General features: G+C 55.6%; 14 protein-coding genes. 6 read left to right on the forward strand and 8 right to left on the reverse strand.

Features of this window, described 5'->3' with window-relative positions:
* Positions 1-304 precede the first annotated feature (304 nt).
* The 5 genes from BS627_RS10145 to BS627_RS10165 all read right to left on the reverse strand — a co-directional run bounded on the left by BS627_RS10145 (position 305) and on the right by BS627_RS10165 (position 3372).
* Positions 305-847, reverse strand: coding sequence for a CbrC family protein (locus BS627_RS10145; RefSeq protein WP_158662953.1), 543 nt, complete (start codon positions 845-847; stop codon positions 305-307).
* Between the two features lie 475 nt (positions 848-1322).
* A complete protein-coding gene (locus BS627_RS10150; RefSeq protein WP_245307081.1) occupies positions 1323-1583 on the reverse strand; it encodes a hypothetical protein in 261 nt (86 codons plus the stop codon).
* 47 nt (positions 1584-1630) lie between these two features.
* Complete coding sequence (locus tag BS627_RS10155; protein ID WP_077983117.1) at positions 1631-2023, reverse strand: Rap1a/Tai family immunity protein; 393 nt, start codon at positions 2021-2023, stop codon at positions 1631-1633.
* A gap of 91 nt (positions 2024-2114) precedes the next feature.
* Complete coding sequence (locus BS627_RS10160; RefSeq protein WP_077983110.1) at positions 2115-2582, reverse strand: hypothetical protein; 468 nt, start codon at positions 2580-2582, stop codon at positions 2115-2117.
* A 154-nt stretch (positions 2583-2736) separates the two neighbouring features.
* On the reverse strand, positions 2737-3372 hold the full coding sequence (locus BS627_RS10165) for a hypothetical protein (RefSeq protein WP_063881607.1): 636 nt from the start codon (positions 3370-3372) through the stop codon (positions 2737-2739).
* Between the two features lie 66 nt (positions 3373-3438).
* On the opposite strand from BS627_RS10165, the gene BS627_RS24535 reads away from it, so the two are divergent.
* Positions 3439-3594 carry a hypothetical protein gene (locus BS627_RS24535; RefSeq protein WP_165691213.1) on the forward strand — a complete coding sequence of 52 codons (156 nt, stop codon included), beginning with the start codon at positions 3439-3441 and terminating at the stop codon, positions 3592-3594.
* Positions 3595-3734: 140 nt separating this feature from the next.
* Here BS627_RS24535 and BS627_RS10170 read toward each other — a convergent pair whose 3' ends face one another.
* Both BS627_RS10170 and BS627_RS10180 read right to left on the reverse strand, forming a co-directional pair.
* The gene (locus tag BS627_RS10170) at positions 3735-4247 is read right to left on the reverse strand and encodes a GNAT family N-acetyltransferase (protein ID WP_077983111.1); all 513 of its coding nucleotides are present in this window, start codon (positions 4245-4247) and stop codon (positions 3735-3737) included.
* 634 nt (positions 4248-4881) lie between these two features.
* Positions 4882-5085: a DUF4287 domain-containing protein gene (locus tag BS627_RS10180; RefSeq protein WP_165691214.1), complete on the reverse strand. Its 204-nt coding sequence runs from the start codon at positions 5083-5085 to the stop codon at positions 4882-4884.
* Between the two features lie 498 nt (positions 5086-5583).
* Between BS627_RS10180 and BS627_RS24540 the strand changes: the two genes are divergently transcribed.
* The 4 genes from BS627_RS24540 (at position 5584) to BS627_RS10200 (ending at position 9654) form a co-directional block, all read left to right on the forward strand.
* Entirely contained in the window at positions 5584-5838 is a 255-nt protein-coding gene (locus BS627_RS24540) for a hypothetical protein (RefSeq protein WP_158662951.1), read from the forward strand.
* 170 nt (positions 5839-6008) lie between these two features.
* A complete protein-coding gene (locus BS627_RS10190; RefSeq protein WP_077983113.1) occupies positions 6009-7862 on the forward strand; it encodes an ABC transporter ATP-binding protein in 1854 nt (617 codons plus the stop codon).
* Between the two features lie 25 nt (positions 7863-7887).
* On the forward strand, positions 7888-8355 hold the full coding sequence (locus tag BS627_RS10195; protein ID WP_077983114.1) for an NUDIX hydrolase: 468 nt from the start codon (positions 7888-7890) through the stop codon (positions 8353-8355).
* 225 nt (positions 8356-8580) lie between these two features.
* On the forward strand, positions 8581-9654 hold the full coding sequence (locus tag BS627_RS10200) for a nucleotidyltransferase family protein (protein ID WP_077983115.1): 1074 nt from the start codon (positions 8581-8583) through the stop codon (positions 9652-9654).
* 518 nt (positions 9655-10172) lie between these two features.
* On the opposite strand, the gene BS627_RS10205 is transcribed toward BS627_RS10200, so the two are convergent.
* The gene (locus BS627_RS10205) at positions 10173-11099 is read right to left on the reverse strand and encodes a nucleotidyltransferase and HEPN domain-containing protein (protein ID WP_077983119.1); all 927 of its coding nucleotides are present in this window, start codon (positions 11097-11099) and stop codon (positions 10173-10175) included.
* A 418-nt stretch (positions 11100-11517) separates the two neighbouring features.
* Here BS627_RS10205 and traA point away from each other — a divergent pair.
* Positions 11518-13230 (forward strand): Ti-type conjugative transfer relaxase TraA (gene traA, locus BS627_RS10210; protein WP_077983116.1); only part of this gene is annotated, 1713 nt, incomplete at its 3' end.

Below are 13230 nucleotides of genomic sequence, written 5' to 3' on the forward strand. Positions count from 1 at the left end.
CTCACATCCAAAGAACTCGTATGCCCGAAATACCTTACTCAGCATCAGACCCGCCAGATGGGATCTCCTTGCCGCTTACGCCCCAACGCATCCTCCGAGCACTTCTCTCAAAAAGGGCTTCGGTCACCAAAAAGTCATCTGGCCATTTCGGGTCGTAGGGAAGAATTTCAACCAAGGTCGGCATCAGCGCATCCGTAATCATGGGAACAGACACGTTAGCCTATCCACCGCTCGAATGTCTCTTCTTGGCGCAGAGCTACCGCTTGAAATGTACCACTCACAACGACGGCGCTCTTCGCGTGTGTCAGGTCATGTCAGCATAAGCGCTGTACTCGCCGGATTGTCTGTCCCTGAAAAGATAAACGGCAGGCTGACCTCCTCGGGTGATTTCCGCAAGGTCGAATTCTTCGGAAAAGTGCCATTCATCCAGCGCCCTCCGGCAGGCAGCTATTTTTAGATCGTCCGCTTCGGCCAACAAGGTGACCCCATCGATCTCGCCAACAAACATCATGGCGTCCGTCTCCGAAAAAAGCCAGTGATTGGTCTGCCAGCTTTCAAATCCGGGCGTCCTGTTGCACACCGTGTCGATAATTTGTTTCGGGACGTTCTTCGGTATCGAATGGGCGTCGTTGAAAGAGGCATCCCACTTCCGCGTGGCTTCGCCGCTGTGGATACACCATGGGCATACGTGCAGAATGTTATCCTTGCAGTATATCGGGCCGCAGTACATGAATTCCCGATCTTTTCCGCAGCATGGGCATTTCGCAAGCATGGGCACGACGCAGCCGTTTGCGATGGGATCGAGAAAATACTCGAAATTGGGCAGGTCTTTCCCTAGTACCGCCATCCATGGCTCCGTTGTTAACATTGTAAGGAAGATACGAGCTCACCGTTGCTTGTCATACCTAACAATAGCGTAGACAGGTGGGAATTCACATTTTTGCTGTGGCGCTTCGAGATCTGTCGATCGCCTTGGCGATGCCCGCTTCTGGCGAAGAACCCATGTCTGCAATTGGCCCACTGCGGTCGTTCGAAAACAGGGGGCGAAGACAACCAAAGCGGACCAAGTAGGTCTCTGTCATCTTGAATCATTTCTGCCACTGGTTTCAGGCAGACGGCCCAAAACTCGAGACGATTTCGGCAAGGTAGAATCTGATTCCGAAAATCTGCATAGTCATGTCCGCCCTGAGGGTGGCAGGCGAATAGCCGGTGCATTAGGATTATCCTCTAATCAAATTTTCTGGAGCCGCGTTTTCGGAGGTCTGCAGGACTTTCGCGAATGCTGAAAGACGGCTGTCAGGAGCGGACTAATATCATGTCCGTCACAATAAAGAGAAGATCATCATGCCGGCGAACGCTATAAGCAGCACGATGTAAAACGAACGAAATAGATAGAAACGCTGCCAATTCGTGAGGCCGAGAGCATTGATGTAAACGCGCTCATCAAGCTTCAGATTGTCCGCGCCGCTATCGACGGAAAAATCACCGCCGTTACTCTTATAAAATCGGTACTCCTTGATCTGCGCGACAATTTGGTGAACCGCCAGAAGAACGACCGCCACAAACGCGGCTGAAAAAATCAAGAATTCCAATAATAGCATAACTCGAAAACGCCTCTTTAATTCCCGGGTCAGGGATAAATAGCAGGCAGCGTCTCAATCACCAATGTCGATGCTCTCCTTGTAAGGCGCTCCGGCGTGACGCTTCGAAGATGCGTGTATACGCGATCTGTAAGCTCATGGGGGAGAACCGATCCGGCCCCACACCAGCCCGTCCCGCTGGTAGCATCAGCCACCCCAGCGATATAAGCACTACCGCGAGCGCCCGACGTGATACGACCAGCCTCACTCTGCAGAGCGCCATCATCGAACTTTCCTTCGAGCGCCTTGATCAGTTCAGTCCCGCTGATGATCCAATCGCGGGCCTGATCGTTGTCAGATTCTGCCGATGCAACACTGATGGCCAAACCTATCGACAGCATCGCCGCCGGAAAAGTTGCCCGCAATTGGTACGCTGCTGTCATCTTCCGCTCCGTTGATCTGGCGGCACCGGCGCTGCTCGAACCCAGGCGGTTATCGACGTGAATGACCCAATGCACGCTGGAACGGGCGCCATCAGATCGTGTATCGCTCATATGCTTCGAGCAAAAACTGCTTGCCTTTCTCGGTCAAGCGCGACGCGTCAACGAATGCGGAAAAGGAGCCGGCCTCATCTCGCATATTGCCAAGTTGGGCGATCATCTCCTTGCTCCCGAACACGACGTGGAAACGCTCGCCAGCGGGCAGCCAAACAAAAAGCGGGCTTGGTGAGAATTCCAGAATGACGTCCTCATGGAAAACTTGAAAAAGACTGTCCCATGCGCGAACCGGATCGATGCTGGTGGTTTTCTCCGGCTGCTTGCCGAACTCGGCATGATAAATAAAGACGGATCCTCCGAGGATTCCAGCAATCCTTGCCAGGGCAAAGAACGCGGCCCTATCGAAAACATCAGGGAATACCCGAGATTCGAGCCCGCGTGCCAGAAGGAATGCAGGGCGCAGAAGGCGCTTTTCATCGAGCGCATCATCAAACAGCGTATCCACTATATTGCACCGTACATCTTTGACAGCGTTTATCGCAATACTCCCGCAGACCCTCTCAAAACTCCGGGCGCCTGACAATCCCGTTTCGATCTTCACGTGATCTATGGATCTGCTTCAATCATTCTCGAAGCATTCAGCGCGATTAGCGCGGCTGTTACTTGACCGCACCATTGAGATAGAGGTCTTCACCTCGCTGCAGCGGTGTGAAAATGAAGTCGTCTTTTCTGAGAAAGCGGTTGAACCAACTTAAAAGATCATCTGTGGTGGCCGAGTTGCGGTAGCCGATCAGCTTGACGGTCAGGGGAGCACTAAAGGCTATGTCAAAGGCAGTGGCGAACTGAGTGGTGCCTGAAAGCTGAACTGAAAACATGTCACCACCGTCGTGAAGGATGGAAATTTCCGCACGAGCGAAAAACTCATCGCTGTAGGTGGTGATAAGACCTGGGGCTTCCCACCAATCCTCACTCGTCAAAGCGTTTTGAGTTCCTTCGCCCTGGAAGTCCGCCCGGATTTCCTGGAGGCTGCGATAGTCACGGTTCTCGAAGTGCTTCAACGGTATTTTGAGCCACTGTGTATCCAGACCCGGGTTCAACCACTGGGAGACGTCATCCTCGGGGTCATTGTTGGGATCGAAGAAGAATTTCGGAGATTTCACTTCTAAATCCAAGACGACGTAGTCATCCAACTGCTGACCAGGCCAAGATCCACTTGAGGCCCGCAAGGTGATGCGTGGCTCCTCGACTGGAAGGTCGAGCGGATAGCTCTGATAAACAAGCTTAAAATGTCCCATGCGGTTCCCCGGTCTGAAAACTCAATGTGGATTCCTTAAGATAGCGGCTGATGGTTATACTTTACTATGTCACATCTTTCTGCAACAGATCGCTCGCAATTACTGCTTCTGCCGGGAGCAGTCGACGATTATGTGGGACCGGACAACTTGGTCCGCTTCATCGAGGACTTCGTTGACGACCTCGATCTCAAGGCTGCCGGCTTCGTGCGGGTTGTCAGCTAGAGGTGCTTATGCCCCTCTCCACCCCATAATGGTTGTTAGCAGCAAGAAAAAGCGGAACGACCGCTTTGGAAAGCTTGAGAATGCTAAGCTAATGTCCGGAATAAAGCGCGAAGCGGAAGACCACAGTTGGCCCGTAGTGGTCATTGAGCTTGGCTAATATACAGGTATCGATTTACGATGCGCCCGCTGCTCTGGAGCCGTTTTTGGTAGACCTCCATTCGGTCATGGACTTTTTCCGCGACCTTCTGCGACGGTATATTCTCGGGGCTTGTTATGCTCACCACCCTGCCCAAGCCAAGGGTGTTCAGCGCATGGCGCCGACAAGCTGTCGCAGCCTCAGTCGCAAACCCTTTCCCCCAGAAGTCACGCCACAGATGATACCCTATTTCCGGTTCGGTGCCTTCAGGGGTCTCTTGGAGGGTGATCCCACAGTCGCCGATGACCTGTCCGGAAGAGGGGTCAACTACTGCCCAAAGGCCGAAGCCGTGCTTGAGGTAGCTATCGAATGAAAGCTCCTGAAACCAAGTCCGGATTTCAGATGACGACTTGGTGCTTGGATAGAATCTCATGCATTCATCGTCGGAGTAAATCTTGCTCAACGCGGCTAGGTCCTGTTTTTCGACTTCCCTGAGAAGCAGTCGGTTGGTCCGCAAAATAGTTGACACGCAAACCTCTCATCTCGCCCGTCGGACACTCTGCCAAACGGTTGACTCTCGTGTCATTGCCCCTTGACCTCAACTCTAGTTGAGGTTGTACGAATTTTAAGGCGGTCGCGGCCCATCGAACGCGACCACGTCAAAGGAGGGCGTCTTGGTCACATATTTTCGCTACTCGAAACCCAAATATTCCGTCAGAACACGCCTGGTTGGAGCCGTATTGTTGCAGTTACTTGGCACCGGATTGTTAGCGTTCATCTTTTGCCATCTGGACACGCTTACGGCGAAGCCAACGATAACTCTCGGTCAGTTTTTGCCATGCTTGGTTGGGGGCGTCGCTGGGTTTCATTCTGTGGCTTTTCGTCGGCCAGCAACAGACGGCCAGCTTAGCCTTGTCGCAACATCGTTCTTGGCATTTGGAACCTTTTATTGGCTGGCGTCCTATTCATTGCCTGATCTTTTGCTAGCAAGATTGATATCGGGATTTGGACTGGGCGTGGTTGTTGCAAGAGCCTTCCGGCGCGGCTTTCTTGAAAATCCGGTAGTTCCCCGCGTCCGATAGATTCCCGACCGCACTTGGTGCTTTGCATTAGGGCAGTTCCCCGCCCCAAGCGGACGAAGCTGCAAATCGTTACTCCCGGAGGGTATCCGCGACTAGGGCGTTGGCGTGACCGTGGCCCAAGCCGTGCTCTTCCTTGAGCCAAGCGACCAGTTCCATGTGCTTCTTCCCGCTCTGACTACGGATGAGGTCCTTCCATTCCGCTATCGAGCGACCATACTTCGCTTCGATCGAGGGAAAATAGGAGGCGGGGCCCTTAACAGGATTCGTACCCATGATATCTCTCGCGTTCAGGTTCTCGCGCTGAATACGTACCATTCCAAAGGGCCTGTCACCAGCATGACCGCTTATGGCGCTTCAGCGCAATGACGGCCATTGGCCCTAAGCTGACGAACGAGTATGTCTGAAAACTAATAGAACGGGAATGGCGTCCTTCGATTTTGCCGCAGTATCATCCGTGCACCTTCTTTCTTTCGTGGTCGCGCCTTGCCAAGTAGGGGCGACATTGGATTTTTGAAGGATTGAAATCGATGAATAAAACAGTTTCCAACGTGAAGTCACGGAACATTCTTGTGTTGGGTGCCGGGGAACTCGGCATGCCGGTCCTGCGCAATCGTCATCGTTTGTGCTCGTTCCTTCAGCCGGCTCGACAAAACGATCTGATGTCCCTGTGCTTACTGTCTTCTCATCAACGAAGCGCCACGGACATTGAACATGCAGTGCATAAGCACCGACAGTTCCTCTGCCTGACGGATGCGGTCGAACGGTTCCGAAATGGAAAACCTTCATGTCCGCAGCGTTGCGGGCAATGCTCAAGGGCAGCCCTACGAGTACCTGAAGGTAGTTTTCGAGGCGGGTTTGATTATCGTTCTCGGCCATCAAACTGAAACTCGGCTAAGTCAGAAATTGATAAGTTTTAGGCAGACCATTGCACAGGATAAAGTTAAAAAAATCCATCGCCCTCAAAATGGGTGCGTGTATTCGGTCGCTGGATTGAAGGTCGACATTGCTGGCGCATTGATATCCTGATTCAATTGACACGTCGAATTGCGGAGGATTGAGCGATGATGGGATCGGGGTACTTATTTCCGGGAACCGCAGGCATTATCCATAGCCAAGAGAATCCCTAGCATCTTGGCTATGGCCGTAAGCACCGATCACGAGGATCTCCTCGCTTTTCATTTGGAGTTCGAGCACCCATGTCGATTTCAGATACGATTTACCGCCCGTTCGAACGATTGATCCAGCCTCTTGAAATCCCGTACCGTCCGCTACCATCGAAGGGGCCGGTCACCGTCCTCCTGCATTTCATCTCGATGTTCCGTGGCGTGCTGATCGCACTGGCGATCTCATCCATGCTGTTCGAGGCGATCAACCTGCTCATCGTCTGGGGCCTCTCGGTTATCGTCGATGGCGTGACGCAACAGGGTGCTGCCACCTTCCTGCAGAACGAGTGGCCACTCCTCACCATCCTCGGCCTGCTGATCTTCCCAATCATGCCGATCGTGTCCTTCGTTCTGAATACGCTGACCTCGCATACGCTTGGCATCGGTATGCCGGCCGCCATCCAGTGGCAAGGTCACAAGGCGGTAGAGCGGCAGGATCTTGCCTTTTTTCACGACCTCTTCGCCGGCCAGGTTTCCTCGCGCCTTCAGCAGGTGGCGGCCGCCGTTCAGCAACAGATCATCGCGGCCTTCCAGTCCATCCCGCGCTTCGCGGTGCAACTGGTAGGTTCTGTGATCCTGCTCAGCGCGCTTTCCTGGCAGCTCGCCTTGCCTGTCATCATCTGGATCGCGTTGAATGTCGCATTCACCATCAGGATCGTGCCGACCTTCGTCGAGCGCTCACGCCGCACCGCCAAGCAGCGCAGCCTGGTTGCGGGCGCCATCACAGATCTCTACACCAACATGCAGATGATCAAGCAGTTCGCCGCCGAACACAGTGAGGCCGGCGCCATCCGCAATGTCATCGGCAAGTCGGTCAAGACGCAGCAGACCGAGCAGCGCCTCTATCGCAGCTCCGAGCTAACCGTCGTGGTCCTGAATACGCTCCTTTGGCTGAGCATGATGACGATCGGGTTTTCCGGCCTCGTCAAGGGCTTCCTGACGGTCGGCGAATTCGTTGGCGCCGTCTATGTCTTGCACCGGCTGTCGACGCAGATCTTTACGTTCCTGCAGATGGGGCAGCAGATCTTCCAGGCAATCGGCACGATCAAGGACGCCATGCCCGTGATGACCACCCCGCCCACCATCATGGACCAGCCGGATGCAAGGGAGCTTGTGGCGACAGGTGGTGAGATTCGTTTCGAGAAAGTGCGCTTTGCATACAAGACCGGGAAGCCGGTCATAGACGATCTCTCGCTGACCATCCGACCGGGCGAGAAGGTGGGTCTCGTCGGGCTCTCCGGAGCGGGTAAGACCACCCTCACCAACTTGCTGCTGCGCTTCTACGACATCAAGGACGGCGCGATCCTGATCGATGGCCATGATATTCGCTCCGTCACCCAGTCGAGCCTGCGCCGCGCCATCGGCGTCATCGCCCAAGATGTCGCGCTGCTGCACCGGTCGGTCGGTGACAACATCCGCTACGGCCGACCTGGAGCGACAAGAGAAGAGATCGAGACTGTCGCAAAAATGGCCGCCGCCGACACCTTCATCGCCGACCTTGTCGACAGCGAAGGCCGCACCGGCTATGACGCCTTCGTCGGCGACCGCGGCATCAAACTCTCAGGCGGCCAACGCCAACGCGTCGCCATCGCTCGCGTCATGCTGAAGGATGCGCCGATTCTGGTGCTCGACGAGGCGACCTCGGCGCTCGACAGCGAGTCCGAAGCTGCGATCCAGGAGCGGCTCGATCTCGTCATGGAGGGAAAGACGGTGATCGCAATCGCCCATCGCCTGTCAACGATATCGAGCATGGACCGGATCGTCGTCCTCGACCACGGCCGGATCATCGAGGAAGGCCGCCCGGAAGAGCTGATCGAAGGCGACGGATTGTTCGCACGCCTTTGGCAGCGCCAGACGGGCGGCTTTATTCCAGAAGACATAATTTGACGGATACCGATCAGAAAGGACGCCTATGACTGAAATTCCGATCCGATGCTTCGCAATATCAGTCGTGCTTCTACGGATGGTGCCCGCCGGATGCGAGGTTTTGCTTCTGCGTCGAAATCATACGCTGGTTGGCGAATGGTGCCAGATCGCCGGCGCGATCGAGGAGGGCGAAAAAGCCTGGGAAGCAGCGCTGCGCGAAGTCAACGAAGAAACAAATCTCACATGCGAGCGTCTGTATTCCGCCGACATTTGTGAGCAGTTCTACGAGGCCGATCGTGATGCCATCAGCATCTTGTCGGTTTTTGTCGGTTTCGTGGACGCTGATGCGACCATCGTCATCAATCACGAGCACAGCGAGTTTCGATGGGTGTCTTTCGAGACCGCCCTGGGAATGGTGCCATTTGCAGGACAACGTCATGTGCTGAGACATGTGGAGGCCGAATTTGTAAGGCGTGAGCCGGTCCGGCATCTGCTAATTGAAGCGGCCTGTTGAATTCCAGCAGGATTACATCCTCTTTTCCGCCATACCTTAAACTGGCGAATTCGACGTATTGGTTTGACCAACATAAGTTTTCAGACCTAGCGTGCGTCGCGCGGAAACGAAAACGTGGCTCAAATTCACCCGATAATCGACAACCAACGGGTCTTGCCTCGCTCCATTGACATCTGACAGCATAGTTATAATGTTTTTGCAAATTCATTATAACGGGATCGGGCGATGAAACAGATTGACCTCGTTTACAGAACGGCGTTCGCTGAACTGGCACAGCGGACGTTCGATGCTCAGTTTCAGGCAGATTTCCCCCTCGAAGGTCGGTTTGTTACCGTTCCGGTCAAGGGCCGCAATTACTGGTATTTTGATCTCCCTACTCCCGAGGGTAAGGACAAGAGACGCTATGTTGGCCCACAGGATGACGCAGACATCACTGCCCGGGTGAAAGCCCACAGGCAAGTCAAAGACGACATCCGGGAGCGGCGCAAGCTCGTCGGCATGCTGCTGCGAAGCGGTGGCATGTCCGCACCGGATCGCTTCGCGGGTGAAGTGACCAAAGTACTCGCTGACGCAGGCCTATTCCGTCTGAGGGCACTCCTCGTCGGTTCTGTGGCTTTCAGCTGTTACTCAGGCCTCCTTGGCGTTCGTCTCCCTGGTGCCTCTATGCAAACGGGCGATGCGGACTTCGCGCAGGACTTTGCGATCTCGGCGGAAGTCGAGGACAGCCTGCCTCCAATCCTCGATCTCCTGAGATCGATAGACAGCACGTTCAGGGCGGTCCCGCACCAGGCCGATAACGCAAAGGTGGTGGCCTTTTCGAATTCGGTAAACTACCGCGTCGAATTCCTGACGACCAACCGTGGATCGGATGACTATACGGGCAAGCCGTCCCCGATGCCTGCCCTTGGAGGCGCGTCTGCTGAAAACCTGCGGTTCCTGGACTTCCTGATCTACGAACCCGTAAGAACGGTACTGCTGCACCGGGAAGGCGTAAGCGTGAATATTCCCGCTCCCGAGCGGTATGCCGTCCACAAGCTGATCGTTGCATCCAGGAGGCGCACGGATGCCCTCGGGCGAGCCAAGAGAGACAAAGATCTCGTACAGGCCTCGCTGCTGTCCGAGGCGCTCGTGGAGACGCGACAGAGCTATTTGCTTGCCGATGCCTACCGCGAAGCGTGGGCGCGCGGAGAGGCGTGGCAGGAAGCGATCCTGTCGGGCCTCGTATTAATGCCAGACAACGGCAAGCTCGCGTTGGCAAATGCCCTTGGTGTCACGGTAGACCGACTGGGTAAGGCGTAGGGACATGGAAGCAGAAGAAAACACATGCGACCCGGACCTCGCCAAAGATGCGGCGGCAGCCCTCTTTGTCGCTGAAGACATGCAGCACGCCTCCGTTTTCATGCCTTTGCAGCAAGACGCACGCCTGTCCTGCCGCTCACTTCGGCGCTATGGAGGAGCGCGTTCCCGTCAGGACAGGCTGGATCACCGCGTCGATTGCTATAGACGTTCATGCCGACCCGTTTCCAATTCCTTGGGGATTGGAATTATCAGTCATGACAATTGGAAGTCCACGCCGAGGAGACCGTTGCGCATCCAGTTCAGCGAGACGCTGTGCAATGGTTTTCCTTGCCACGATTATTCCTTTCGATTGCGATCGCACCGGAACCGCCGCTGTTGACAACGGCTTTGCTCCTGGAAGACAGACCCGTTTCTATGAGGAGATCGACATAGCGGTTGAAAGAGTAAGTCGGACCCTGTGGTTCAAAACACTGGGTGGCCGTTGCCTGAGCTCAGGATTGCTCTGCCACCGGTGAAGCTCAGTCGCTGGAATCTGCGGCTTGTCCCGCGGCCTGTTTGAGCTTTTCGATGTGCTCTAGGCAGAGCGTCTGAACCAGCCTGTGAAGTTCAGCCGTCCGCTCCTGAAGCCAGGTGAGCGCCTCTTCGGAAACCTCGAAACGCTTCGAATAACGTGCCTTGACGTAGGCCTCGTTCAGGATGTTGTACCATGTGGTAAATCGCTGACGGTCGCGCGGCCAGATGTCGATCAAGCGGTGATCGCGACCTTCGGAAAGCCCTCGCAGGAATTTGAGATTGTGAGACGCGGGCGAATAGTTTGTCAGTGTCAGCAGGTAGCAGTTATAGGCGCTCTCCACTGCCTGATGGAGATTGAAAGCCGCTAGGTGCAGGTTACCTTTCGCAACGAGATATTTTGCTACATCAGCGAAATCTCGCGCATCAGGAAAATGCCTGCGGAAATGCTCCTCGGCAACCCTGAGTGCATCGGCAGGGCTGAGCGGTTTCGCTTCAGCCAGCGGCCGGTCATCAAATTCATAAAGGACAACACCTTCGCGGGCGAGGTCGACGAAGAAGTATTGGCCGTCATGTAAAAAATTGCTGATTTCGCGGGCGCCATGCACGATAAGCCCCACGGGCGTCTCGATCTCCTTGTCCCACATCAGCCGGTCTGTCGCCTTGTCCCAGTATTTGGGATCGGCCAGTTCCTTGTTGCTGACGATGACGAGGATATCGAAATCCGAGCGGTAGCCTTTCGACGTATGCGGCTCATCCACCCAGGTGCCACGCGCGTAAGAACCGAACAGAATGATTTTGAAAATCCGCCCGTCCTTCTTGGCGTCAGACTTCGAGCGCTCCACCAGATCAGCAAACTCTTCCTGGATAATTCCGACAACACGCGCAAGCTCGCGTTGCTTTCGTTCCGGCAAATGTTCAAGGCTGGTCTTCATGTCTGCTCCGTTTCTGGACGGTATCCTGTATGGGCCATTGTAAACTTCTTTGAAACTCAGATTTTTGGCAGCTGCCAATCGAATGCCTGTCTCCCCAACTATCCACATGCGCATTGCCTGCGCCCGCTACTGTTTGTCGCGCCTCGCCTGCAATATCTCTTTCCACTCGTTCGGCACCCTTTGGCGCCTATCCCTCCTCCGCCGTGCGATCAGCCTGCGCCTATCGCCATCCCCTGATTGACGCGATTGTTTCCCTATTCAAACACGAGCAATTGCCACTTGGCGACTACTACTTTTAGTAGTCGAAATGCCCTTTCGTTGTTGCTAGCCTCGCCACCGGTAAACAGACAAGGGCGCACTTACGACTTGCAGCGGAAATCAGCGTTCGGTTTCCCCGTTTGCGGATCGGAGATTTCGGTTGGCGATTTATCATTTGAGCACCAAACCTGTCTCGCGCTCATCCGGCCGAAGTGCTGTGGCTTCTGCCGCCTACCGTTGCGCGGTTCTCCTCACCAATCACCGCGATGGGCTTGTGCATGACTTCACCCGCAAAGAGGGCGTGGAGCATAAAGAGATCGTGCTGCCGGACGGTCTTTCTGCCGATTGGGCTTTGGATCGTTCGGCATTGTGGAACGCTGCCGAGTTTGCTGAAAAGCGAAAAGATGCCCGCGTCGCCCGCGAATTCGAGATTGCGCTTCCGCATGAGCTGTCGCCAGAAGGGCGACTGAAGGCTGCACGCGCCTTTGCCCGGGATCTGGCAAACCGCTATGGCGCGGCCGTGGATTTTGCCATCCATTCGCCCAGTGAGAATGGTGACATCAGGAACTACCATGCGCATGTGCTGATGACGACGCGACAGGTAGGCAGAACCGGCCTTGGCGAGAAAACTTATCTCGAGCACAAGAACGCACGGCTGCTGGCACATGGCATGGCGACAACCGATATACAGCTTCGCGATATCAGGCAGGCATGGGAAGGTATCGCCAACCGTCAGCTTCAACGCGAAGGCCTGGATATCCGCATCGATCATCGCTCACACATTGAGCGCGGTCTGGAATTGTCGCCGACCGAACATATGGGCGTGCATGCCTCGCAGATGCGCCAGCAGGGAATGGCAGTCGAGCGCGGCCGGCTGGATGACGAGGCAGCACGGCAAAATGCCGCGCTGATCCGCCAGAAACCGGAACAGGTTTTGACGCTGATCAGCCATGAGAAGAGCGTGTTCGATCGGCACGATATTGCCAAAACCCTGCATCGCTACATCAACGATGACGCCCAAATGTTCCGGAACGCCTTTGCGGCTGTGATGGCCTCGCCAGCGCTTGTCGAGCTTCAGGCTGAGCGCATCGATCCTGAGACGGGTGAGGTTTCCAATGCGCGCTATTCGACGCGGGAGATGATCGATCTGGAACTCGCAATGGCGCAGTCGGCGAACCGGTTGCATCAGGCGCAGTCCCATGGCGTCGATCCTCGCCATGTCGAACGTGCGATGGAAAGGCAGGATCGCTCTCTTCGGAACAGCACCGGCGGAATGGTGGCCGCGAGCGACCCTTCAGTGGGATTGTCGGACGAACAGCGTCATGCGATCAAACATGTTACAGGCCCCGAAGGCATCGCGGCCGTGGTCGGATTTGCCGGTGCGGGAAAGTCCACCATGCTGGCAGCGGCTCGTGCGGCGTGGGAGGCGCAAGGTTATCAGGTCCACGGTGCGGCTCTGGCCGGAAAGGCTGCCGAGGGTCTTGAAGAAAGTTCCGGCATTCAAAGCCGCACGCTGGCGTCCTGGTCTTACAGCTGGGACCATGGCCGGGATCTGATCGGTGGCCGGGACGTGTTCGTCATTGACGAGGCCGGCATGGTCGGGAGCCGGCAGCTCGCCCGCTTTATCGGCGAGGCAGAAGAGCGCGGTGCAAAGATTGTTCTTGTGGGCGACCATGAGCAGTTGCAGGCGATCGGGGCCGGAGCACCCTTCAGGGCGATTGCCGAACAGATCGGCCATGTCGAACTTTCCGACATTCGCCGCCAGCACCATGATTGGCAGAGACAGGCATCAGTTGCCTTTGCGACCCACAAGACGGCCGAGGGCCTCACCGCCTACCGCGAGCACGGCGGCATCCATTTTGCGGAAAGCCGC

The organism is Agrobacterium salinitolerans (genome assembly GCF_002008225.1).
Lineage (GTDB): Bacteria > Pseudomonadota > Alphaproteobacteria > Rhizobiales > Rhizobiaceae > Agrobacterium > Agrobacterium salinitolerans.